We start from the raw sequence: 25083 nt of genomic DNA, 5'->3' as shown, positions 1-25083 counted from the left end.
TCGCATCGATACCCACTCATCATTTGCCAGGCAGGTAACTCAGTTCACCTTTGATTCAATATTACATTGCCAGCATTTAGTAAACTTTGCCCACATTTGCCGCTTTGGCGAATGGCCGGATGTCTGCCATAGTCGCTCCCACGACCCCCATTGACCCGGGCCAGGTCGTCCAGAAGAGCGGCAACGTGGATACACCCCACCCCGTCCACGCCCGCACACACGAAGCCCCCTCGGCGCCGAGACGGCGAAGGGGGCTTTCGTGCGTCCGGACCCCGGCGAGGCGGGCGCCCCGACGCCGGCGGCGAACGCGCTTCGGTGGCGGCGCGGCCGCTCCGGTGTCAGCGGTCCGCGACCCGCATCTCGAACCAGGTCGTCTTGCCGCGCGGCAGCAGATCGACACCCCACCGGTCGGACAGCTTGTCGACCAGGAAGAGCCCACGGCCGCTGGTGTCGAGTTCATGGACCGGCAACAGGCAGGGCAGACCGCGCGAGGGGTCGCGTACCTCGATGCGGATCCAGCCGCGCCGGCGCAGCATCCGGAGCCCGAACACCCGCGCCCCGGTGTGCCGCACCGCGTTTCCGACGAGTTCGGAGACCAACAGGATCGCGTGCTCGGCGGTCTGCGGTGAGAGCGCCCACTGATGGAGCACCCCCCACTGCGTCAACCGGCGCGCGGTGGCGGCGGACTGGGGGCGCGAGGGCAGCTCGACCTCGCCCTCCGTCGGGTCGCCGAACAGCTCGACCGCCTCGAGCGCCCGCCCGTCGTCGACGGCCGGCGCCCACCGCGCGGCGGTCGCACTGCCGCGCGCCCGTGGTTGCTCCACACCCTCCAGCCCCGCCATGCCCCCCATCATGGCCGCCCGAAGAGCCTTCCGTGACCGTTCCGGAGGAATCGGCACCCCGGGAGAGAGGGCCCCGAGGTGCCGGATTGGCATATGACTATGGCATCGAGAGAACCTCCGCAGCCCAACTGACCTGCGGTGACACGCCGCTTACGCGTGATCGCCAAGAGCAGCGACCGATGGGGCCTTAAGGTTCTTTTAAGGTTCGATTAAGGCACTCACCAAGTTGACGCGACGGGCGTCGGTACCCAATCCCTGTCCCCGCGAAGCGAGTTCACACGAACTTGGCCTTGCCCGGGCCCTCCTCGACGAAGCTCCGCATCCCCCGCTCCCGGTCCTCGGTCGCGAACAGGCCCGCGAACCAGTTCCGTTCGATCGCGAGGCCCGTGTCGATGTCCGTCTCGAGCCCGGCGTCCACGGACTCCTTGGCCGCCCGGAGCGCCAGCGCCGGCCCCTGGGCCAGCTTCGCGGCCCAGGCGTGCGCCTGCTCGTGGACCTCGGAGGCCGGTACGACCCGGTCGACCAGTCCGATGGCCAGCGCCTCGTCCGCCTTCACATGGCGGCCGGTGAAGATGAGGTCCTTGGCCTTGGAGGGGCCCACCAGCCGGGCCAGCCGCTGGGTGCCGCCCGCGCCCGGGATCAGACCGAGCAGGATCTCCGGCTGGCCCAGCCGGGCGTTGTCGGCGGCGATCCGGTAGTCGGCACACAGCGCCAGCTCACAGCCGCCCCCCAGGGCGTAGCCGGTCACGGCCGCGACGACGGGCTTGGGGATGCGGGCGACGGCGGTGAAGGAGTCCTGCAGGGCCTTCGACCGCTTCACCATCGCGGCGTGGTCCATCACCTGCATCTCCTTGATGTCCGCGCCTGCCGCGAACACCTTCTCCCCGCCGTAGAGGATCACGGCGCGGACGTCGTCGCGGTCGGTCGCCTCGGCTGCCAGTTCGCGCAGCCGGTCCTGGGTGGCGATGTCCAGGGCGTTCATCGGGGGGCGGTCCAGGCGGATGGTGCCGACGCCTTCGGAGACTTCGAGAGTGACTGTCATACGGGGAGGTTAGCCCCCGTTAACGCCGGGGAGCCCGGTGCCGTCCGTCACAGCGCCGGGCCCCTCGTCCGTTTCGTCGGGGACTACCCGGTCCACTCCGCCCAGGACATGTTCCAGCCGTTCAGGCCGTTGTCGGGGGCGATCTGCTTGTCCTTGGAGTTCTTCACGATCACCACGTCGCCGATGATCGAGTTGTTGTACATCCACGCCGCCGGCGTACCGCTGTCGTAGGCGCCGCGCACATCGCGCAGACCGACGCAGCCGTGGCTGACGTTCGCCGAGCCGAAGGTGCCGCGAGAGGCCCAGTAGTTGCCGTGCATGAAGGTGCCGGACGTCGACAGGCGCATCGCGTGCGGCACGTCCTTGATGTCGTACTCGCCACCGAAGCCCACGGTGGCGCCGTTCATCCGCGTCACCTTGTACTTCTCGCTGATGACCATCTGGCCGTTGTACGTCGTGGTCGACGGGGCACCCGCGGTGATCGGAATGGTCTTGAGGAGCTTGCCGTCGCGCACGACCTTCATCGTGTGGGCGCCGGCGTCGACCGTGGAGACCTGGCTGCGGCCGACGGTGAAGGAGACCGTCTTGGCCTGCTTGCCGTACACACCGGGGCGGCCCTCGACGCCGTCCAGGTTGAGCCGGACCGTCACCTTGGTGCCCGCTGCCCAGTACTTCTCGGGACGGAAGTCCAGGCGGTCGTTGCCGAACCAGTGGCCCTCGATGGGCACCGACGGCTCGGCGGTCACCTTGATGGCCTTCTCCACGGCCTCGGGGTCGGTGATGCCGCGGGTGAAGTTGATGGAGACGGGCATCCCGACGCCGACAGTGGCGCCGTTCTCGGGGGTGTAGTGGCCCACGAAGGTGTTCTTGGGGACGAGCGTGGTGAAGGTCGTGTCCTTCGCGGACTCACGGCCCTCGGCGTCCTCGGCGATCGCGTGCACCTTGTACTTGGTGGCCGAGGCGAGGTGCTGAAGCGGCTCCCAGCTCGCACCGCCGGCGGCGATCTTCCCCTCGACGGCATTGCCCTTGTCGTCCTTGACGGCGACCTCGGTCAGCTTGCCCTTGTCGGCGGTCACCTTGAGCGCGCCGCTCGTGGCGACCGACTCCGCGCCGTCCTTGGGCGCGACGGTGACGACCGCCTGGGAAGCCGAAGTGCCGACCTTGCCCCCGTCCCCGGCGCCCTTGTCGCCGCCGGCCGCGCGGTCGGAGTCGCCGCCGCCGCAGGCGGACACCAGCAGCAATAGCGCACCCATGGCGAGGGCCGGCAGCGCGGTGCGTCCGCGTTGCCGGCCCGGCCGGACCGATGCCCCCGATATCGGCTGCCCGTTCACGATCAGTCGTCTCCCCTCGCACGGCCTGGCCACGCCGAGGCCCGCACCCCCGCGCGCTCGAACGGCGCGCACTGCGTTAGATAACCACACCGCAGGTCGCCGGGGCTTCTCGCACATGTCACCGTTCAGTCGCAAATCTGCCCGGAGGACGTGCCGGTCATGCGGGAGGGCGGCTCACTGCAGGGCGGAGCCGGCCTTCCACTCCTTCCAGCCCATGTTCCAGCCGCTCAGCCCGTTCCACGGGTCGACCATCCGGTCCGGGGAGTTGACCACTTCCACCACGTCCCCGATGAGCGTCCGGTCGAAGAACCAGCCCGCCGGGGAGTCCTGGCTGCCGCCCTTCTCGTCGCGCAGCCCGATGCAGCCGTGGCTGACGTTCCGCATGCCGAAGACCGCCGGATCGGCCCAGTAGTTGCCGTGCAGGAAGGTGCCGGACGTGGTGAGCCGCATCGCGTGCGGCACGTCCTTGATGTCGTACTCGCTCTTGCCGTCGTCGTCGGTGAAGCCGACCGTGGCACCGTTCATGCGGGTGACGTCGTGCATCTCGCTGACGACCATCCTGCCGTTGTACGTCCGGGTCTTCCTGCCCCCGGTGGTGACCGGCAGCGTCGTCAGCAACCGGCCGTCGCGACGCACCTCCATGGTCCGCTCGCGAGCGTCGACCAGGGAGATCTGGGACCTGCCCACGGTGAAGCGGACGGTCTTGCGCTGGATGCCGTACACCCCTGACGCGCCCTCGACGTCGCGCAGCCGCATGTCGACGGTGACCTTGGTGCCCGGCTTCCAGTACTCGCGCGGGCGGAAGTCGAGCCGCTCCGCGTCGAACCAGTGGCCCACGACCTCGACGGGCGGTACGGAGGTGATGCGGATGGCCCGCTCGACGGCCGCCCGGTTCCTGATGCCGCGGTTGAAGTCGAACGAAACGATCATTCCAATGCCCACCGTGGAACGGTTCTCCGGGGTGAAGTAGCCGATGAAGCGGTGGTCGGGCACCACGGTGGTGAAGGTCGTGTGCCGTGCCGAACGGCGGCCGTGGGCGTCCAGGGCCACCGCGTCGACGCTGTACTTGGCCGCCAGCGCGAGCCGGGTGCCCGGCTTCGGACGCCAGCTCAGACCGTCCGGGGACACGGCGCCCGGGACGTCGGCGGGCTGCGCGCTCTCGATCTGGGTGACCTTGACCCGCTCCAGCCGACCGCTCGCCAGGGTCACTTCGAGCCGGCCGTCCGCGGGCACGGCGCCGGCCCCGTCCGCCGGGGTGATCCGGATGGTGTCGCCGGGCGCCTGCGCCCGGGGTTTGTCGCCGCCGGCGCCCGGACCGGCTCCGGCACTGCCGGCTCCGCCGGTGCAGCCGGTCAGCCCGGCCAGCAGTCCCGTCCACAGCACGGCGACGGCCAGCGTGGCCCTCGTCCGCCTCACCGCGTTGCTCACAGAGTCCACCTCGTGGGGTCGCAGAGACACAGCACGTCCCGCCCAACGACGGCCACCCTCCTGGGGAAACGTCGCAGCGGGTCATGTTGGGAGCAGCGCGGCGTCGGGCAGAAATGGTGGGAGGCCCACACGCGGGGAGCCACGGCCGGGACGCCGTGGGCGGGAGCCGCGCGGGCCCGACGAGCCGCGGGAGGCCGACAGGTGTCGAGCGCAGCCGAGCAGGAGGCGGTACGGGAAGGTGAGCGGCCTCGTCCCGCCGCGGGGCCGCGCCCGGCCCTGAACGGACGGCCGAGAGGGGCGGACGGCTTCGGATCCCCGGTCCGGCCGGGGGCGCCGAACCCGCTGGGCGCGCGGTACCGGGTCGGTCCCGACGGTGTCGCGGGCACCAACTTCGCCCTGTGGGCGGGTGGCGCCGAGGCCGTGGATCTCTGCCTCTTCGACGCGTCCGGAGCGGAGGTCCGGCTGCCGCTGACCGAGCTCACCCACGAGATCTGGCACGGTTTCGTGCCCGGCGTCGGGCCGGGGCAGCGGTACGGCTTCCGGGTCCACGGCCGCTGGGACCCGTGGACCGGTGCGCGCTGGAACCCGGCGAAGCTGCTGCTCGACCCGTACGCCCGGGCGGTCGACGGCGAGTACGCGCTGCCGCCCGAGGTGTACGGGCACGTCCGCGACTGGCCGCAGCAGCACGTCGCGGACACCGTGCGCGACGACCGGGACTCGGCCCCGTACGTCCCGAAGGGCGTGGTCGTCCACGACGACGCGCCGGACGACGAATGGGCCGACGACCGGCGGCCGAAGACGCCGTGGGCGGACTCGGTCATCTACGAACTGCACGTGCGCGGTTTCACCAAGCTGCACCCCGGCGTCCCGCCGGAACTGCGGGGCACCTACGCGGGCCTCGCACACCCGGCGGCGGTCGGCCACCTCGTACGGCTCGGGGTGACGGCGGTCGAGTTGCTGCCGGTGCACCAGTTCGCGCACGAGGACCATCTGCTGCGGCGGGGCCTGAGGAACTACTGGGGCTACAACTCGGTCGGCTACTTCGCTCCCCACGCCGGCTACAGCGCCTCCGGGACCGCGGGACAGCAGGTCGGCGAGTTCAAGCGGATGGTGCGCGCCCTGCACGAGGCGGGCATCGAGGTCATCCTCGACGTCGTCTACAACCACACCGCGGAGGCCGGCGAGCTGGGTCCGACTCTCAGCCTCAAGGGCATCGACAACCGCGGCTACTACCGGCTCCAGCACAACGCGCGCCACTACGCCGACTACACCGGCTGCGGCAACACGCTGCACGTGGTCCAGCCCCAGGTGCTGCGGCTCATCACCGACTCACTGCGCTACTGGGTCACGGAGATGGGTGTCGACGGCTTCCGCTTCGACCTCGCGGCGGCCCTCGCCCGCTCGATGCACGACGTCGACATGCTGTCCCCGTTCCTTGCCGTGATCGCACAGGACCCGGTGCTGCGCCGGGTGAAGCTGATCGCCGAACCGTGGGACGTCGGCAACGGCGGCTACCAGGTCGGGGCGTTCCCGCCGCTGTGGACGGAGTGGAACGACCGCTACCGGGACGCGGTGCGGGACTTCTGGCGCGGCGCCCTGCCCGATCTGCGGGACCTGGGCTACCGGGTGTCCGGATCCAGCGACCTGTACGCCTGGGGCGGCCGACGGCCGTACGCCTCGGTCAACTTCGTCACCGCCCACGACGGCTTCACCCTGCGCGACCTGGTCAGCTACGAGCGCAAGCACAACGAGGCGAACGGCGAGGGCAACCGGGACGGCACGAACGACAACCGCGCCTGGAACTGCGGCGCCGAGGGCGAGACGGACGACCCCGACGTCAACGCCCTGCGCCGGCGGCAGATCCGCAATCTGCTCACCACCCTGCTGCTGTCCACGGGCGTCCCGATGCTGGTGTCCGGCGACGAGATGGGCCGTACACAGGGCGGCAACAACAACGCCTACTGCCAGGACAACCAGACCGGCTGGCTCGACTGGTCGCTGCTCGGCCGGCCGGGGCCGGACGGACTGCTGGCCCTGACCTCCCGGCTGCTCGCGCTGCGCGGCGCACATCCGGTGCTGCGGCGCAGGGCGTTCTTCTCCGGCCGGCCGCAGACCCCCGACGGACTGCGGGACCTGGCCTGGTTCACGACGCACGGCGCGGAGATGACCGAGCAGGACTGGTACGCCCCTTCCTCCACCCTGGCGCTGTTCCTGTCCGGCCGGGACATTCCGGGCCGGGACGCCCGGGGCACCCAGGTCATCGACGACAGCTTCCTGATCGTCCTGCACGCCGCCGACCGTCCCACGGCCTTCCGGCTGCCGGGGCCGCCGTGGGCGGAGGAGTACGAACTCGTCGTCGACACCTCGCTGGAGGACCAGTCCGCGGCTCCGGGCACGGTGCACCGGGGCGGGGCACGGACCACGGTACCCGCGCGGTCGGTGCTGCTGCTGCGGGTGCGGGACGGGGGCTGAGGCCGGCGGGCGGCGGCCGGCAGGGCTGCAGGGCGACGACGGGCCGGGCCTGCGCCGTTGCGCGACCGGCGGCGGCGTACAGCGGCCCGCTGCCGCGGCGCGGCACCAGGCGGCCCGGCGCGGCGGAGGGACGGCTGTCCCGACGGCACGGCAGGCGGCGGCGCCCGGGCGAGCACCGCGCCTGGGTCGCGGCGGGGACGCGCGACCGCGCGGCGCAAAAACTCGGTGGGACTTGTCAGTGGTGAACCGTAGGCTCGCTCCTGATGTCCACCACAGCTGAAGAGCCCCGGCCCGACCGGTCCACCGTCCGCTCCCTGCTGCGGCTGTGGCCGTACGTGCGCCCGGTCAGAACCCGGCTGTTCACGGCGGCGTTCGTCGCGGTCGTCGCCTCCTGTCTGAGCCTCGTGATCCCCCTCGTCCTGAAGTGGATGGTGGACGGACCCGTCGCCGGCCGGGACGTGGGCGGGGTGTGGCTCGGGGCGCTCTACCTGCTGCTGCTCGGGGTCGCGGAGGCGGTGCTGTTCGGCTTCCGCCGCTGGCTGGTGGCCCGTCCGCTGGCCGGGGTGGAGGCGGCGATGCGGGCCGATCTCTTCCGGCACCTCCAGCGGCTGCCCGTGGCGTTCCACGACCGGTGGGCGTCGGGGCAGCTGCTGTCGCGCGGAACGACGGATCTGATGCTCGTGCGGATGTTCCTGGCCTTCCCGCTGACGTTCCTGCTCGTCAACGGCGTGACCATCGTCGTCGGCGCGGGCATCCTGCTGGCCCAGCAGTGGACGCTGGGTCTGGTGCTGCTGGCCCCGGTCGCCCCGCTGGTGTTCGTCATCGCCCGGTTCGAGGCGCGCTACTCGTCGGTGGCACGGACGGCACAGGACCAGGTGGGCGATCTGACGACCGTCGTCGAGGAGAGCGTCCTCGGCATCCGCATCATCAAAGGCTTCGGCCGCCACCGCAGCCAGGCGGCGGCCTTCCGGGCGCTGTCCCAGCGGCTGCGCGGGACCGAGCTGGTCAAGGCCCGGCTGCTGGCGGGAATCTTCGGCGTCATCATGACCGTCCCGGAGCTGGCGATCGGCGCCACGCTGGTGCTCGGCACGATGCAGGTCGCGGACGGCGCCCTGTCGGCCGGCACGCTCGTCGCGTTCCTCTCGACGGCGCTCGCGCTGCGCTGGCCGGTGGACGCGATGGGCTTCCTGCTCGCCATGAGCCAGGAGGCGGCGACGGCGACGGACCGCTACTTCGAGGTCCTGGACGCCGAGGAGGAACGGGACGAGGAGCGGGAGACCGTGCGGGGGGAGGCGCGCCGGTACGGGACCGCCCCGCCCGCACGTCCGCCGTCCGTCGCCGCACCCCGGCGGAGACCGGAGCGGGCCGCCTCCGAGGAGGGCGGCCTGCGGTTCGAGGGCGTCCGCTTCCGCTACCCCGACGCGTCCGAGGACGCGGAACCGGTGCTGAGGGACATCGAACTGCACGTCCGGCCCGGTGAGACCATGGCCCTCGTCGGCGGCACGGGCAGCGGCAAGACGACGCTGACCGCTCTCGTGCCCAGGCTGTACGAGGTGACCGCCGGGCGCATCACGCTGGACGGGCGGGACATCGCCGCCATGCCGCGCGAGGAGCTGCGCACCCTGGTGTCGATGGCGTTCGAGGAACCGACCCTCTTCTCGGCGAGCGTCGGGGAGAACGTGCGGATGGGCGCGGAGCACGCCGGTGACGAGGAGGTCCGGCGCGCGCTGGACGTGGCCCAGGCGGGATTCGTGGACACGCTGCCGCAGGGCTCCGGAACCCAGGTCGGCGAGCAGGGCCTCAGCCTCTCGGGTGGCCAGCGGCAGCGGCTCGCTCTCGCCAGGGCGGTCGTCGGGAAGCCGCGGTTCCTCGTGCTCGACGACCCGCTGTCGGCACTCGACGTGCACACGGAGGCACTCGTGGAGGCCGCGCTGCGCCGGGTCCTCGACCACACCACCGCCCTGGTCGTGGCGCACCGCCCGTCCACGGTGCTGCTCGCCGACCGGGTGGCGCTGCTGTCCGAGGGCCGGGTCGCGGCCGTCGGCACCCACCACGAACTGCTGCGGGACAACGTCGAGTACGCCTGGCTGATGTCGGGCACTCATGCCGAGGAGCGAGACCGATGACCCCATCGACGGCCACGACGCCACAGCCGGACGCCGGGGACGCCACGGCCGGCGCCGCTTCGAAGGGCCCAGGGGCATCGGGCCCGGAAGCGCAAGGCACAGGCCCTCGGGACGCGGCCTCCCGGGGCGCGGGTTCGGGCGGTCCTGACGCGGCGGTCCCGGACGAGGAGGGCACGGGCCGGGAAGGCGCCGGCCCCGAGGGCACGGACGCGGGCGGCGACCCCTTCGACCGGGACGCGCTGCCCGCTCCCGAGGGCGCCACCGGCGCACTGCTGCGGTCCCTGCTGGCTCCCCTCCGGGGCCGGGTCGTCGTCGCCGCCGTGCTGCTGCTGCTCCAGCAGGCCGCTGCGCAGGCCGGCCCGCTGCTCGTCGCGTTCGCCATCGACAGGGGGGTGCCCGCGCTGCGGGACGGCGACCATGGTCCGCTGGTCGTGGTCGGCACCGGGTACGCGGTGTGCGCGATCGGGTCGGGCGTGTTCCAGTACGCCTTCATCCGCGCGTCGGCCGGGGTCAACCAGGACGCCCTGCTGGATCTGCGCGGCCGGATCTTCCGGCACGCCCAGGCGCTGAGTCTGGACTTCCACGAGCGCTACACCTCGGGCCGGCTGATCTCCCGTTCCACGACCGACGTCGAGTCGCTCCGCGAACTCCTCAGCGAGGGGCTGCAGGAACTGCTCGCCGTGGTCCTGTCGTTCGTCTACATCTCGGCGATGCTGCTGTGGCTCGACCTCGGCATCGGCGGTCTCGCCGTGCTCAGCTTCGTCCCGCTCTACCTGCTGGTGCGGCTCTACCGGCGCCGCGCCGCGGTGGTGTTCGCCGAGCGGTCCACCGCCATCGCCTCCGTCATCGTGAAGTTCGCGGAGACGATGAACGGCATCCGGCCGGTGCGCGCCTTCCGCCGGGAGCGGGCGAACGACGAGCGCTTCGGCGCGCTGAACGACCGGCACGCACGCAGCAACGGGGACTCGCTGCTGGAGATGGCCCGCTACGTGGTGGGCTCCCGGCTGGTGGCCAACACCGCGGTGGCGGGCATCGTGCTGTGGGGCGCGTACCGGGTGACCGAGGGGACGCTGGCGCTGGGTGTGCTGGCGGCCGCGGTTCTCTACCTGCGGCGGCTGTACGACCCGATCGACCGGCTCGGCATGTTCCTCAACTCGTACGAGTCGGCTGCCGCGTCGCTGCAGAAGATCGCGGGCCTGCTCGCCCAGACGCCTTCCGTGCCGGAGCCCGCCCGTCCTGTGGCGCTGCCGGAGCGAGCCGGTGCCTCCGGTCCCGGCCGCGGGGTGGTCTTCGACGGCGTCCGCTTCGCCTACCGCACCGGCGGAGAGGTACTGCCTCGCTTCGATCTGACGATCCCCGCCGGTCAGACCGTCGCCGTCGTCGGTTCGACCGGCGCGGGGAAGTCCACCCTGGCGAAGTTGCTGGCTCGGTTCTACGACCCGACGGACGGGCGGGTCCTGCTCGACGGGACCGATCTGCGCGATCTGCCGGCGCCCGAACTGCGGCGCGGGGTCGTGATGGTGACCCAGGAGGCGTTCCTGTTCTCCGGCACGGTCGCCGAGAACATCGCCATCGGCCGGCCGGACGCGACGCGCGAGGAGATCGAGCAGGCCGCGAAGGACATCGGCGCACACGACTTCATCAGCGGTCTGCCGGAGGGCTACGACACCGACGTGCGCAAGCGCGGTGGCCGGATCTCGGCGGGCCAGCGCCAGCTCGTCGCCTTCGCCCGGGCGCTGCTGGCCGACCCTGCGGTGCTGATCCTGGACGAGGCGACCAGCTCGCTGGACATCCCCGGCGAGCGCGCGGTGCAGCGGGCCATGGACACGGTGCTGCGCGGGCGTACGGCGATCGTCATCGCCCACCGCCTGTCGACGGTGGAGATCGCCGACCGGGTCCTGGTGATGGAGCACGGCCGCATCGTCGAGGACGGCAGCCCGTCCTCCCTCATCGACGGCACGGGCCGCTTCGCGGGACTGCACCGGGCATGGCGGGAGAGCCTGGTCTGACGGCACGACGGTCCGGGATCCGCGACTTCGTTGGCGATGACAGATGACCGATGACAGCGTTCAGCAGCGATCTCCGTGCGGCCTGTCTCGGCCTTCCCCGGGTGTGCCGCTCCTCGCTCCGCACCGTCTCCGTCATCACGATACGGAGCTCGGGCGGTGCCCGTCGTACGCACGGGGGTCCCAGGGTGTCGATACGGCGCACAGCACCGCCGCCGGCACCGCGCTGCCGATCATCGCCACCGACCGCGGCCACCCCGCCTGCGGAGTCGTGCCGACGACGACGTGACAACACCGCTGGGAGGGCTACGGAACCGTCGAGGCCGTGACCGGGACGCCGCCGGGTGCCGAGGCGGTGTCCAACGGCCGGCGCAGGAGGGCGAAGGCGGAGTCCAGGCAGGCTTCGGAGCGGGCTGGAGCGGGATCGACCTTGCGCATGATCTGCAGCCCCTGGACCAGGTCGAGCAGCAGCCGCGCGCCCTGCCGCGGGCTGACGGCCGGAGCGAGCTCGCCGTCCCGCGCGGCCCGCTCCAGCTGCGCCGTGAAAGCATCCTCGGCGTGCTGGAGGTTGTGCCGGGCCAGCTTCGCGACCTCCTCGTCGTGCGGGAGCAGTTCGGCGATGCTGTTGACGCTGAAGCACCCGGCGCTGCCGGAAGCCGCGTCGGCGGCGAGGAGTCGGCCCAGGACGTCCCGCAGTCGGGAGAGCGCGGGCCCCTGGTCGTCGAGCGCGGTGTCGAGCAGGCGGGTCTGGCGGTCCAGGTAGCGGCCGAGGGCCCGGACGAACAGCTGGTGCTTGTCGCCGAACGCGGCGTAGATCGATCCGCGGCCCAGCCCGAGCTCCGCCACGAGGTCGCTCATCGCGGTCGCCTCGTAGCCCTTGCGCCAGAACAGGATCATCGCCCGGTCCAGGATCGCTTCTTCGTCGAACGTGCGCGGTCTCGCCATGAACCCCACGGTAGCGAAGGGCGGCGGCCGGGGCCGCATGTATTTGACCGCCCGTTCCAAAATGGGCTAGCGTTATGGAACGAGCGGTCCGTAATTCTCGAAGCGGAGCCGCGCCCACCCGTGAGGCAGAAACGTCAGGAGCGAGCGTCGTGAAGGTCGAGATCTATTCGGACCTGGTGTGTCCGTGGTGCTACATCGGCAAGCGCCGCTTCGAGAAGGCCCTGGCCGCCTTCCCGGGGGCGGCGGGCGTCGACGTCGTCTATCGGCCGTTCCAGCTCGACCCTGCGGCCTCCGAGACGGCGGAGCCCTCCGCGAACGTCTACGAGCGCAAGTTCGGTCGCCCCGCTGCGACCATATTCGGCCCGCTGACCAGTGCCGCAGCCGCCGAAGGGATCACGTTCCGGATGACCGAGGCCCTGGCCACCAACACCTTGCAGGCGCACCGGCTGCTCTGGTTCGCGCGGCGGCACGGACGCCAGGCCGAGGTGAAGGAGCGACTGCTGGCGCACTACTTCACCGATGGCGGCGACCTCGGCGACCGGGAGGCTCTCGCGGGCCTCGCCGAGGCGGCCGGCCTCGACCGCGCCGCGGCGCTGGCATTCCTCACCTCGTCCGAGGGAGCCGGCGAAGTCCGCGCCGAGCTTTCCGAAGCCGCCGCGCTCGGCGTCACGGCGGTCCCCACCTTCGTCATCGACGGCACCTTGGTGATCGAGGGCGCCCAGAGCCCCGAGGTCCTGCTCGGAGCCCTGGAGAGGGCCGCGGCCGACGGCAGCTCCGCCGCCGCCTCCTGATCCCACCGCACACCACCTCGGTACACAGCCGCGCGCACCGCGCCGCATGCACACCCCCACCCCCGCCCCTCGTACACAGCCAGGCTGCTCGGCGGCCCGGTACAGACTTGATCAAGGAGCTTCCCATGAAGGCAGCAGTCATCGACCAGTACGGCCAGGTCCGCGACGTCGTGCGGGTCACCGATGTACCCGTCCCCGTCGTCGGCCCCCGCGACGTGCTCATCGAGGTCCGCGCGGCAGGCGTCAACCCGGTGGACCATCTGATCGTCAAGGGTTTCCTGAGCGCGGGTGACCCCACCCGGCCGATGGTCATCGGCAACGAGCTCGCCGGTGTGGTGACCGAGGTCGGCGCCGAGGTCACCCGCTTCGCGGTGGGCGACGAGGTCTTCTCGCGCGTCGACCCCCGCGTGGGCGGCGCCTTCGCCGAGTACGCGGCCGTGGACCAGTCCCTGGTCGCCGCCAAGCCGTCCGCCCTGAGCTTCGAGGAGGCCGCTTCGCTGCCCCTCGTCGCGCTCACCGCGCTGCAGGCCCTGACCGAGCAGGCCGACGTACGGGCCGGGACCCGCGTGCTCGTTCACGGCGCAGCCGGCGGCGTGGGCTCCGCCGCCGTCCAGATCGCCAAGCAGCTCGGTGCCGAGGTCGTGGCCACCGCCGGCGCCGACAGCGCGGAACTGGTCCGCGAGCTTGGCGCCGACCGGGTGATCGACTACCGGGCCGAGGAGTTCGACCAGGTCGTCTCCGACATCGACGTCGTCCTGGACACCATCGGCGGCGAGACCCAGGAGCGGTCGTTCGGCGTGCTCAAGGCCGGCGGCACGCTCGTCTCGATCGTCCCCATCGCGGACGCGGAGGCCAAGAAGGCCCAGTGGAACGTCGAGGCCCGCAGCTTCTTCATGCGCCCGGACGGTGAGCAGCTGGCCCGTCTCGCCGGCCTGGTGGGGTCCGCGCAGCTCCGGCCGATCGTCGAGACGGTCTTCCCGCTCGACGAGGCATCCGAGGCCCTGCAGAAGGTGGAGCGAGGCGGCGCTCGCGGCAAGACCGTCATAGGTGTCCGCGCCTGATACCGCGCGCCCCCTCGCGGAGGCTGCCGAGCGCGGGTGTGCTCGGGCCTCCCCACGGGACCTGATGGCCTGTTCGGCGGACTCCGCCCACGCCACGGGACGAGCCCGGCGCGTGTCCCCGCGGGGGCGCTCCCGACGGGGAATAGCGTGATCGCGGCTCGGTCACGGCGGAACGCACCGGACGCGCGGGAGAGGCCGGCGGGCCGGCCACGCGGCAGCACGGGATGGGTCGTCGGGCCGCGTCCGGGTGACCGGTCCGGGCTCACCCGGCCACCCGGTTCCGGACGCCGCAGCCGTGTACCCGTTCCGGCTCCGCCCCGCCCCTGACGGGGCGTCGGCAGTTCCTGTGGGAGGTCCCCGTGCCAGGTTCCGGACTGCGTGCGGCACTGGTGTCCGTGGTGCTTGCGGGACTGGTGGTGCCCGCCCCGCCGTCCGGTGCCCACGAGGCACCGGCGGAGCGCGCCGGTGCGCTCCGGCCGGATGGCGGGCCACACCACCGAGCCCTCGCCTATGTGGCCGAACTCCACTCCGACTCGGTCTCGGTGATCGACACCCGCACGGGTGGCGTCGTGGACACGGTCCCGGTCGGCAGCGGGCCCGACAGCGTCGCGGTCGCTCCGGACGGTTCACGGGCCTACGTCACCGACTCCGGAGCGGACACGGTGTCCGTGGTCGACACCCGCCGCCGCGAAGTCGTGGACACGGTGCCGGTGGGCGACGAGCCGAGCAGGGTGGCCGTCTCCCCCGACGGCCGCCGCGCCTACGTCGCCAACGTCGCGTCCGACGACGTCTCCGTCATCGACACCCGCCGCAACAGGGTCGTCGACACCGTCGACGTGGGCGACGCCCCGCTGGGTCTCGCGTTCCTGCCGGACGGTTCCCGGCTCTACGTCGCGAGCGCCGGCTCGAACGAGGTGTGGGTCGTCGGCACCCACCGCCACCGGGTCGTCGGCACCGTGCCCGTGGGGGAGGGGCCGACCGCCCTGGCGGTCGCTCCGAGCGGTTCCCGCGTGTACGTCACCAACCTCACCTCCGGCGACGTGTCCGTCGTCGACACCCGTCGGGAGGAGGTCGTCGCCACCGTCGCGGTGGGCGAAGGGCCGGCGGGGGTGACCGTGCTTCCCGACGGCCGCCGCGTGTACGTCGCCAACACGGTCAGCGGCGACGTGTCCGTCATCGACACCCACCGGGACGAGGTCGTGGACACCGTGCCCGTGGGTCGGGAGCCCAACGGGATCGCCGTCACCCCGGACGGCTCGCGGGTGTACGTCACCGACTTCGCGGACGACGAGGTGTCGGTGATCTCCACCCGCCGCGACCGGGTCGTCGGCACCGTCGAGGTCGGCGACGGGCCGACGGGGGTCGCGATCAGCCCGGCGACGAAGGGGACGTTCCGACGGTCCGGACGGAACGCCCCTCCCCCGGGTCGACCGGGCACGGCCTGCCGCGTCACCGGTGTTCCGGGCGGACGGCGGTCGCGCATCCGGTCCACCCGGTCGTCCGGTGGATTCGCCGTCCGTCTCCCGCCGGGACCACGCCCGACTGAGCGACCGTACGGCGCGCCGCCTCCGCCCGCCCCTGACACCGCCGCCCGCAGCCCGTCCGCACGGGGCCGCCCCTGGCGGTCCTGACCGCCGAAGCGCCCACCGGGCGGCTCGCCGACCGCGCGCCCGGCGAACGCACCCACCCAGCGGCCGCTACCGCTCGGCGCATCCCGCTGGGCCGTACAGCTGACGCCTTTTCAGACAATCCCCGAACGGTTCCCGCCCTCGCCGGGGGCACCGGCACGGACGGAGGCGGTCGTGCTGTATGACGCCGCGGACCGGCACCGGACGAGGGGGCGGAACGGTCGCACGGCAGGAAACGAGCCAGGTACGGGTGCCCGCCCGACGGGTGGCACGTACCCTCTGCCCTCCGCCGTCCCTGAATCGGATGTCTTCAGTCCGCTTCCCTGCGGCACCCTCGGGTTCCGCCTGACACAGCCACCGGACGACGCCGGCGGAACGCCTGGCGAAACGTCCGCTTAACGAACACTGCCTTTCACTCAACGGACGCAATCCGGCCATTCTCTTGACGCGCTCCTGACAGGAGACGTCCACTCCTGCGACGCTTCCACCGATCCACGCACTGCATGCTCCTCAGCTCTGCCGGGCGGCCCACCCAGCCGCCCTCGACCCCCCTCGCAGAAGGAGTTCGCGTGAGACCCACGCCCAGCCGTCGCGCGTCCGCGACCGGCGCTCTGCTCGCAGTCGCAGCCCTCCTGGCCGTCGGCGTCCAGTCCGGCTCCGCCGCCGCGGCCCCCGACGCCGCGCCGATCGCCCCGAAGCAGCAGTCCGCCTCCGGGGCCGACCCCGGCGCACTGCCCGCGCAGCTCTCCCCCGCCCAGCGGGCGGAGCTGCTCCGCGAGGCCAACGCCACCAAGGCGGCGACCGCGGCCGAACTCGGCCTCGGTGCTCAGGAGAAGCTCGTCGTGCGCGATGTCGTCCAGGACCGGGACGGCACCACACACACCCGCTACGAGCGCACCTACGCGGGCCTGCCCGTGCTCGGCGGCGACCTGGTGGTCGCCGAGACGAAGGCCGGACGGACCGAGTCCGTCAGCAAGGCGTCAACGGCCGCGCTGAAGAACGTCGACACCAGCGCCGACGTCGCCCCCGCCGCCGCCGAGCGCCAGGCCGTAGCCGCCGCACGCGCCGAGGGCTCGAAGGACACCGCCGCCGACCGCGCCCCGCGCAAGGTGGTCTGGATGGCACAGGGCGAACCGACGCTCGCCTACGAGACCGTCGTCGGCGGTCTGCAGCACGACGGCACCCCCAACGAGCTGCACGTCGTCACCGACGCCACCACCGGTGCGAAGCTGTACGAGTGGCAGGCGGTCCACGAGGGCACGGGCAACACGATGTACAGCGGGCAGGTGACGCTGGGCACCGCGCCGTCATACACCCTGACCGACACCACCCGCGGCAACCACAAGACCAACAACCTCAACCGCGGCACGTCCGGAGCCGGCACCCTGTTCTCCGGCCCCGACGACACCTGGGGCAACGGCACCCCGCAGAACGCCGAGACCGCCGGCGCAGACGCACACTACGGCGCGGCGCTGACCTGGGACTACTACAAGAACGTGCACGGCCGTTCCGGTATCCGGGGCGACGGCGTCGGCGCGTACTCCCGGGTCCACTACGGCAACAACTACATCAACGCGTTCTGGCAGGACAGCTGCTTCTGCATGACCTACGGCGACGGCGCGGGCAACGCCAAGCCTCTGACGTCGATCGACGTGGCCGCGCACGAGATGACGCACGGCGTCACCTCCAACACGGCCAGGCTCATCTACAGCGGCGAGTCCGGCGGCCTCAACGAGGCGACGTCCGACATCTTCGCCGCCGCCGTCGAATTCCACGCCGGCAACGCCCAGGACGTGGGCGACTACCTCGTCGGCGAGAAGATCGACATCAACGGCAACGGCACCCCGCTGCGCTACATGGACAAGCCGAGCAAGGACGGCAGGTCCAAGGACGCCTGGTACTCGGGCATCGGCGGGATCGACGTGCACTACTCCTCGGGCCCGGCGAACCACTGGTACTACCTGCTCTCCGAGGGCAGCGGCGCGAAGACCGTCAACGGCGTGAACTACGACTCCCCGACCTCGGACGGTCTGCCGGTCACCGGCATCGGCCGCGACAAGGCGTCGCTGATCTGGTTCAAGGCGCTCACCACGAAGTTCAACTCGACCACCAACTACGCGGGCGCCCGCACCGGCACGCTCGCGGTCGCCACGGAGCTGTACGGCGCGAACAGCGCCGAGGTCAAGGCCGTGACCGACGCCTGGGCCGGCATCAACGTCGGCTCCCGGCCCGGCGGCGAGCCCGGACCCGGCAAGGTCTTCGAGAACACCGGCGACGTGAACATCCCGGACCTCGGCACGGTCAGCTCCCCGGTCGCGGTCACCGGCATCGCCGGCAACGCCCCGTCGAACCTCAAGGTCGACGTCGACATCAAGCACACCTGGCGCGGTGACCTCGTCATCGACCTGCTGGCACCGGACGGCACCGCGTACCGCCTGAAGAACTCCAGCGGCAGCGACTCCGCGGACAACGTCATCGCCACGTACACCGTGAACGCCTCCAGCGAGGTGGCCAACGGCACCTGGAACCTGCGGGTCCAGGACGTCGCCCGCTACGACACCGGCTACATCAGCAACGTCAAGCTGACGTTCCCGTAAGCACCGGGGGCCCGTCGGGCCCGCGGTCGGCACCGTCCGGACCGCCCGGGGGAGCTCCCGCTCCCCCGGGCGGTCCCGCGCGGGGAAACCGTCGGGCACGGACGGAGACGCGCGCCGGCACCGGTCCGACCGCACGAGCCGCCCCGACTTCAGCGCATCAGCACCCCCGCGCCCTCCCCCGTCACCTCGATCGGCCACGCCACCAGACCGGGATCCGCCCCGTGCGGCAGCAGCGGGTGTGCGGGCAGCACCCGGACCGTGTAGCCGAACGGGCCGGTGCGGTCGAGGGCGAGCGGGCCCTCGTAGATCCACAGCCCGGCCGTGCCGGGACCGCCGGCGGTCGGCTTCAGCGGGAAGGTCTGGGGATCGGCGATCGCGTCGTCCGAGTCGACCCGGCCCGCGACGGCCTGCACCTCGACGTCCTCGGGCCGGAGCGCGCCGAGGGTGACGCACACGCGCAGGGCCAGCGTCGAACCGAGCTCCGCCGCGCCCGTGTCCGCGCCCGCCTCGACGTGGCCGACCGAGACGCCGGGCCAGGCCGCGCGCACCCGAGCCTTCCAGGCGGCCAGTTCGGCGGCCGCGCCGGTGTCCAGGGCGAGCAGCCGGTGGGCCCGGGCGGCGGGGGCGTAGAGCCGGTCCACGTACTCGCGGACCATCCGGTCCGCCAGCACCTTCGGGCCCAGGGCGGTGAGCGTGCGCCGGACCATCTCCGTCCAGCGGGCGGGGACCCCGTCCGCGCCCCGGTCGTAGAACAACGGCGCGATGCGCTCCTCGACCAGCCCGTACAGCGCGGCGGCCTCCAGGTCGTCGCGGCGGTCCTGGTCGTGCGCGGCGGTGCCGTCGGCCGTGGGCACGGCCCAGCCGAAGTCCGGCTCGTACCACTCGTCCCACCAGCCGTCGAGCACCGAAAGATTGAGGCACCCGTTGAGCGCGGCCTTCATCCCGCTGGTGCCGCAGGCCTCCAGCGGCCGAAGCGGATTGTTCAGCCACACGTCGCAGCCCGGCAGCAGCCGCCGTGCCATCGCCATGCCGTAGTCGGGCAGGAAGACGATCCGGTGCCGGACCCGCGGGTCGTCCGCGAACCGCACCAGTTCCTGGATCAGCCGCTTCCCACCGTCGTCGGCGGGGTGCGCCTTGCCGGCGACGACGATCTGCACCGGCCGCTCGGGGTGCAGCAGCAGCTCCGTCAACCGCTCCCGGTCGCGCAACATGAGGGTGAGCCGCTTGTACGCGGGTACCCGGCGGGCGAACCCGATGGTGAGCACGTCCGGGTCCAGCACCCCGTCGATCCAGCCCAGTTCCGCCGTGCCGGAGCCGCGCTGGCGCCAGGATGCGTGCAGCCGCCCACGCACCTCGTGCACGAGTTGCTCCCGGAGCGCCCGGCGCAGCTCCCAGAGATCGGCGTCCGGGGTCGCCGCGACGTCGTCGCCGAGGGCGAGCACCTCCGGGGCCACCCAGGTCGGGGCGTGCACCCCGTTGGTGACCGAGGTGATCGGGACCTCCGACGTGTCGAAGCCCGGCCACAGACCGCGGAACATCTCCCGGCTCACGGCGCCGTGCAGCGTGGAGACGCCGTTGGCGCGCTGCGCGAGGCGCAGCCCCATCACCGCCATGTTGAACACGTCCGGCTCACCGCCCGGGTAGCTCTCCGTGCCCAGCCCCAGCACCCGTCCCGCGTCGACGCCGGGCAGTTCGCCGTCCTCGCCGAAGTGACGGGCCACCAGCTCGCGGTCGAAGCGGTCGATACCGGCCGGGACGGGGGTGTGGGTGGTGAACACCGTCCCGGCCCTGACCGCCTCCAGCGCGGCGTCGAAGTCGAGACCGTACGTCAGCAGCTCCCGGATCCGCTCCAGCCCCTGGAAGCCGGCGTGGCCCTCGTTGGTGTGGAAGACCTCGGGCTCGGGATGTCCGGTGAGCCGGCAGTACGCGCGGACGGCGCGGACCCCGCCGATGCCCAGAAGCACCTCCTGCAGCAGCCGGTGCTCGCTGCCGCCGCCGTACAGCCGGTCGGTGACGTCCCGCTCCCCCGGCGCGTTGTCCTCCACGTCCGAGTCCAGCAGCAGCAGCGGTACGCGGCCCACCTGCGCCTGCCAGATCCGGGCCCGCAGGGAGCGGCCGCCCGGCAGGTCGAGGGACACCTGGGCGGGGCTGCCGGCGGCCTCGCGGAGCAGGGTCAGCGGAAGCTCGTCGGGATCGAGGACGGGGTAGTGCTCCTGCTGCCAGCCGTCGCGGGACAGCGACTGGCGGAAGTAGCCGTGCCGGTAGAGCAGCCCGACGCCGATCAGCGGGACCCCCAGGTCGCTGGCGGCCTTCAGATGGTCGCCGGCGAGTATGCCCAGACCGCCCGAGTACTGCGGCAGCGCCGCGGTGATGCCGAACTCCGGCGAGAAGTAGGCGACGGCGGCGGGCAGGGGCGCGCCGTCGCCGGACTGCTCCTGGTACCACCGCCGCCCGCGCAGATAGGCGTCCAGGTCGCCGGCGGACTCCGAGACGCGGAACAGGAACTCCGGGTCGGTGGCGAGTTCGGCGAGCCGGCTCGCGGTCACCGACCCGAGCAGCCGCACCGGGTCGCCGCCGGACGCCCGCCAGCCGGACGGGTCCGCGCTGCGGAACAGCTCCCGCGTCGGCGCGTGCCACGACCAGCGCAGGTTGCGGGCCAGCTCGCTGAGCGGGGCGAGGGGTTCGGGGAGTACGGGGCGGACGGTGAATCGACGAATGGCCTTCACAGGTCCCACCTTCGAAACGGGGTTCATCCGGGGACGCACGACGCTGTGCGCCCGTCCGACCTCTCGACCGTAACGGCGCGCCGCCCGGCTCAACCACGGCGCGAGGAGGGCGCATCGAGCCGTGCCTCCATCGGCGGATCCCGGGCCGTGCCGCGTCCCGCGCCGCGAACAGGGGTTCGTACGGGACCGGACGGGGCGGTCGCGCCGGCACCGGCCACGGTGCGCGTCCCGGACCGGCGACGGCCGGGGCTACGGCGCGCGGGTTCCGTCCGCCGCGCCGCCGGCGGCCGCCGGGAGCGCGTGCAGACTGCCGTGGGAAGCGGCCGCGTAGACGGTGCGGACGTCCGGGGCGTGGGCGGTGGCCAGGATCTGGCCGCCCAGGTCGAAACTCTGGAGGGAGGAGCCGTCCGCCGCGTCCAGCAGATGCAGCCGGCCGTGCCAGCCGCCCGCGTAGACCGCGGTTCCGTCGGCGCACAGCGAGAAGAACTCCTCGCCGTCCGCGTACTGGGCGCGCCAGACCTCCTCGCCGGTCTTGGTGCTGTGGCAGTGCACGATGCCCGCCGTGTCCCCGACGATCACCGTGTCGGCGGCCCGTACGGGCGGGGCGACCACCGGTGCGCCGAGTCGGGTCTCCCACAGTGTGCCGCCGTCGGCCGCGGCCAGGCAGCGCAGTCCGCCGTCGCCGTCGGCGACCACGACGCCGTCGTCCAGCGCCAGCGGCGCCGCCGGCACGGGCGCGGGGAACCGCACGGCGCGGTCCCAGCACGCGCGTCCCTCCTCGTCGTCGAGCGCGAGCAGTTCGCGGCCTTGCCCGGCCGAGAGGTAGACGTGCCGGGGACCTGCCGCGACGGGCTCCGCCGGGCCGCCGCAGGAGTCCGAGAGCGGTTCGGTACGCCACCAGACCCGGCGGGTGACGGCGTCGAAGTGGTGGATCCGGCCCGTCCCGTCGCCGAGGAACACGCTCTGCCCGCGCAGCACCACCCGCGCGTGCGGAAGGCTCCCGGCGGGGACGGACCACCAGAGGGTGCGGGCTCGGGTGTCCCAGGACTCCAGCCGGCCCGCGGAGTCGCACACCAGCAGCAGGGCGCCCTCGGCGCACAGCTGGACGGGGGGTGCGAAGTCCCGGAGCCGGGCCTGTTCCCGACCGCTCGCCGCGTCGAGCCAGCGCACGTCGCCGCCGCCGTCCGCGGTCACGACACTGCCGTGGCCGGTGGACACGACCTGGTGCGGCCATTCCCCCGCGCCGGCACTCCAGTTGCGCCGGCCGGCGCGGAACGGCACGGTGAGGTCGGCGCCGTTGCCGGCGCCCGTGAGCAGTGCCCTCAGCTCGGACCTGTACTGCGCCAGAGTCCGCGCGACGTCGCCCGGGAGCCTGAGGGTGCCCGGTTCGCCGAAGCCCTCGGCGACCTCGGCGAGGGTCGGGCGGTCGGCCGGGTCCTCCGCCAGACAGGCGCGGATCAGGCGCCCCGCCCGGTCGTCCGGCAGCCCCGACAGATCGGGCGCGGTGCCCGACACCCGACGCAGCAGCATCGCGCGGGCGTCCCGCTCCCCGGTGTACGGCGGATGCCCGGTCAGCCCGTACAGCACGATCGCGCCGATCCCGAAGACGTCGGTCGCGTTCACCGTCTTCGCCAGGCCCATGATCTGCTCGGGCGCGCAGAAGTGCGGATGGCCGATGACGGTGTCCAGGCTCACCGTCACCCGCTGGCCCCGGATGCGGGTCAGCCCGAAGTCGATGACCCAGGGCCCGTCCTGGGTCATCAGCACGTTGCCGGGGTGCAGGTCCCGGTGCAGAAGGCCCTTGCCGTGCGCGGTGCTCAGGGTGTCGACGAGCTCGGCGGCCACGGAGTGCACCGTGTCGCGGGGCAGTGCGCCCCCGTGCGACTCCAGGATGCGGTAGAGCGAGAGGCCGGGGATGAAGCGCGTCGCCAGGGTGGGCTGCCGTCCCGCGCCGAAGTCGAAGACGAGCAACTCGGGGATGCGGGCGCCCTTGCAGCGGTCGAGCGCCTTGCTCTCCTGATGGAAGCGCTGCAGGTGCTGGGCGTCCTCGGTGAATTCGGACTTCAGCAGCTTCACGGCCCCGAGGGTGTCGAGGCCCCGCTCCTCGGCCGACTGACGGCCGAGGTAGACGGTGCCGAACCCGCCCGTGCCCAGTCTGCCGAGCAGCCGGAACCCCGCGGCCTCGGGCGGGTCGACGGCCGGGTCCAGCGGCTTCACCATGACGGGGTCCTCTCCTCGGGCGGTTGGTGCGGGTGGGGGGAACGGCACGGACTCCCGGGAGCACGTCGCGCGGAAGGGCGCCCGGAGCCGCATCCGGATCACTGCGTGACGACGGCCTGGCTCCCGGTCTCGTGCGAGAACCCGATGCCGCACAGCACGGTCGACTTGCCGAGTTCGCACGTACCGCTGTCGCGCAGCCGCTCCCCGCCCGGTCGCGGGGCCTCGCGGTCGCACCGCAGGACGAGCACGAGCCGGCCGCCCTCGTGGCGTCCGCGGACGGTGATCCGGGCCCGTACGTCGCCCGCGTCCGTCTCTTCGCTGACCTCCCGGCCGCGCAGCGCCAACGTCTGGCGGCTACCGGTCCGCAGGTCGGTCACGGTCAGCGCGCCGGACAGCGTGGGACGGCGGCGCTTGTACGCACGCCACCCGGCCGCCCCTCCGAGCAGGGCGACGACCAGCACCAGCGGGTAGAACCAGCCCGGGGCCCGTCCGGGGACGGTCCCGACGAGGTCCACGTCCGTGACGGACGGGCCACCCGTGGCGAACTTCGCGTACCCCAGCGAGCTGCGGACGGCGGGCGTCCACGGCGAGGAGACCTCGGCCCGGAGGTCCAGCCCGGCGCGGAAGTCCCGGGCTCCCGGGATCAGGGCGAACTCCGGGTCCTGGTTCCACGCCAGCGTCAGCTCGACCGTACGGCTCTGCCCCGGAGCCAGGTCCACGGCCCGCCCCGCACCGCTGACGTCCACGTCCGGACCGCCTCGCTCGGCGGCCGCCCGCAGGGCGACCCGCAGCGGGACGTACCGGGCCTCGGACGACAGCGTGACGCGCACGGTCCTGGAGCGGGTGCCCGTACGGTCCCCGGTGGCCAGGGTGATCGCACCGGGCCCGGGCCGGCGCACCCCTTCCCCCTCGACGGAGACGGCCACCCCCTTCCCCTCGTCCGCCCGGAGGACGCTCACGGCCTTCTCCGCGCGCACCTGGTCCTTGGCGACGCCGAGCTGTGTGCCCAGCGCCGCGGGGTCCACGGGCAGGATGCGCGGGGCGCCGAACGCTCCGCCGAGGACCTCGCCGACGCGGGTGCCCTCGGCGAGCGGCACACCGTAGCCGACGATCTTCCGGTTGGTCCCCATCGCCGAGTAGCGCTCCTTGAGGCGCTTCCACGCCGGAGTGCCCTGACGCTCGTACGGGCTGCCCGGCGCGTTGACGGCGCCGTCGGTGAGCAGGAGCACCGCCCCGACCGGGGCCGTGCTGCGGTTGAGCTGCTCGGCGGCGGCCTCCAGCGCGGATCCGTGGTCGCTGGCCGACTCCGTGGCGGTGGCCGGGAGCCCCTTGGCGAAGAGGCCGCCGCCGCCCTTCGCCTTCACCGGGGACATGGGGTGGATGACGCTCGTGGCCCGGCCGAAGGTGACGACCGCGACCTCGTCGGCGGAGGTGAGGGTCCTGAGGAAGGCGTCCAGCCGCCGTTTGACGGTGGCGTAGAGCGGTGCGCCGTCGGGGCCGCGGTCCTGCATGGAGCTGGAGGTGTCGATGAGGACGACGTACGCGGCCGGCACCTCGTCGACCTTCAGCGAACGGTAGATGCCCTCGCGCGGTAGCGGGGTGTCGGCGGCTGGAGCGGCGGCGGCCGCCGGTGCGCCGGACGCGGCCAGCGTGATGCCGAGGGCGAGAGGCAGGGCGCGGCGCGCCGTTGCGTGGACGGTGTGCATGAGGGGTCCCCCTGTGACGTGCGTGGAACGGGCCTCGGAGCCCGGCGTCGCGCCGGGACCGGGAGCGGCCGGTGGGACGGTGGTGGGTACGGCGGGGTGCGCGGTGTTGCGGGCACTGCGTGCCGGCGCGGCGGGTGCTGCGAACCGGTGGGGCGGGGCGTT

Annotated in this window: 15 protein-coding genes; 7 read left to right on the top strand and 8 right to left on the bottom strand. The window is 72.7% G+C overall.

What is annotated here, in order from left to right; all coding sequences use genetic code 11:
* Positions 1–338 precede the first annotated feature (338 nt).
* The 4 genes from QMZ92_RS12295 to QMZ92_RS12280 form a co-directional block, all read right to left on the bottom strand.
* On the bottom strand, positions 339–854 hold the full coding sequence (locus QMZ92_RS12295) for an ATP-binding protein (protein ID WP_283297358.1): 516 nt from the start codon (positions 852–854) through the stop codon (positions 339–341).
* A 262-nt stretch (positions 855–1116) separates the two neighbouring features.
* Positions 1117–1884, bottom strand: a complete 768-nt coding sequence (locus QMZ92_RS12290; protein WP_283297357.1) for an enoyl-CoA hydratase/isomerase family protein — start codon at positions 1882–1884, stop codon at positions 1117–1119.
* 83 nt (positions 1885–1967) lie between these two features.
* Entirely contained in the window at positions 1968–3215 is a 1248-nt protein-coding gene (locus tag QMZ92_RS12285; protein ID WP_283297356.1) for a L,D-transpeptidase, read from the bottom strand.
* Positions 3216–3389: 174 nt separating this feature from the next.
* The gene (locus QMZ92_RS12280; RefSeq protein WP_283297355.1) at positions 3390–4643 is read right to left on the bottom strand and encodes a L,D-transpeptidase; all 1254 of its coding nucleotides are present in this window, start codon (positions 4641–4643) and stop codon (positions 3390–3392) included.
* Positions 4644–4844: 201 nt separating this feature from the next.
* Between QMZ92_RS12280 and glgX the strand changes: the two genes are divergently transcribed.
* From glgX to QMZ92_RS12265, 3 genes are all read left to right on the top strand, one after another.
* Positions 4845–7115: a glycogen debranching protein GlgX gene (gene glgX / locus QMZ92_RS12275; RefSeq protein ID WP_283297353.1), complete on the top strand. Its 2271-nt coding sequence runs from the start codon at positions 4845–4847 to the stop codon at positions 7113–7115.
* Between the two features lie 263 nt (positions 7116–7378).
* Positions 7379–9241, top strand: coding sequence for an ABC transporter ATP-binding protein (locus tag QMZ92_RS12270; protein WP_283297351.1), 1863 nt, complete (start codon positions 7379–7381; stop codon positions 9239–9241).
* Positions 9238–11250 carry an ABC transporter ATP-binding protein gene (locus tag QMZ92_RS12265; protein WP_283297350.1) on the top strand — a complete coding sequence of 671 codons (2013 nt, stop codon included), beginning with the start codon at positions 9238–9240 and terminating at the stop codon, positions 11248–11250. The genes QMZ92_RS12270 and QMZ92_RS12265 overlap by 4 nt, the downstream gene beginning before the upstream one ends.
* A gap of 303 nt (positions 11251–11553) precedes the next feature.
* On the opposite strand, the gene QMZ92_RS12260 is transcribed toward QMZ92_RS12265, so the two are convergent.
* Positions 11554–12192, bottom strand: a complete 639-nt coding sequence (locus QMZ92_RS12260; protein ID WP_283297348.1) for a TetR/AcrR family transcriptional regulator — start codon at positions 12190–12192, stop codon at positions 11554–11556.
* Between the two features lie 149 nt (positions 12193–12341).
* Here QMZ92_RS12260 and QMZ92_RS12255 point away from each other — a divergent pair, with 149 nt between their 5' ends.
* The 4 genes from QMZ92_RS12255 (at position 12342) to QMZ92_RS12240 (ending at position 18269) form a co-directional block, all read left to right on the top strand.
* Entirely contained in the window at positions 12342–12983 is a 642-nt protein-coding gene (locus QMZ92_RS12255; protein ID WP_283297347.1) for a DsbA family oxidoreductase, read from the top strand.
* Between the two features lie 125 nt (positions 12984–13108).
* On the top strand, positions 13109–14044 hold the full coding sequence (locus QMZ92_RS12250) for an NADP-dependent oxidoreductase (protein WP_283297346.1): 936 nt from the start codon (positions 13109–13111) through the stop codon (positions 14042–14044).
* A gap of 359 nt (positions 14045–14403) precedes the next feature.
* The gene (locus QMZ92_RS12245; protein WP_283297344.1) at positions 14404–15675 is read left to right on the top strand and encodes a YVTN family beta-propeller repeat protein; all 1272 of its coding nucleotides are present in this window, start codon (positions 14404–14406) and stop codon (positions 15673–15675) included.
* Between the two features lie 566 nt (positions 15676–16241).
* Positions 16242–18269: a M4 family metallopeptidase gene (locus QMZ92_RS12240; protein WP_283297342.1), complete on the top strand. Its 2028-nt coding sequence runs from the start codon at positions 16242–16244 to the stop codon at positions 18267–18269.
* A gap of 149 nt (positions 18270–18418) precedes the next feature.
* On the opposite strand, the gene glgP is transcribed toward QMZ92_RS12240, so the two are convergent.
* The 3 genes from glgP to QMZ92_RS12225 all read right to left on the bottom strand — a co-directional run bounded on the left by glgP (position 18419) and on the right by QMZ92_RS12225 (position 24921).
* Complete coding sequence (glgP, locus tag QMZ92_RS12235; protein WP_283297340.1) at positions 18419–20995, bottom strand: alpha-glucan family phosphorylase; 2577 nt, start codon at positions 20993–20995, stop codon at positions 18419–18421.
* Positions 20996–21244: 249 nt separating this feature from the next.
* The gene (locus QMZ92_RS12230) at positions 21245–23215 is read right to left on the bottom strand and encodes a serine/threonine-protein kinase (protein WP_283297338.1); all 1971 of its coding nucleotides are present in this window, start codon (positions 23213–23215) and stop codon (positions 21245–21247) included.
* Positions 23216–23313: 98 nt separating this feature from the next.
* Positions 23314–24921 carry a vWA domain-containing protein gene (locus tag QMZ92_RS12225; RefSeq protein WP_283297337.1) on the bottom strand — a complete coding sequence of 536 codons (1608 nt, stop codon included), beginning with the start codon at positions 24919–24921 and terminating at the stop codon, positions 23314–23316.
* Positions 24922–25083: the final 162 nt, after the last annotated feature.

The organism is Streptomyces sp. HNM0645, assembly GCF_030056615.1.
Lineage (GTDB): Bacteria > Actinomycetota > Actinomycetes > Streptomycetales > Streptomycetaceae > Streptomyces > Streptomyces marianii.
Note: the sequence above shows the minus strand (reverse complement) of the source record. Positions and strands in the feature narration are given on the sequence as shown.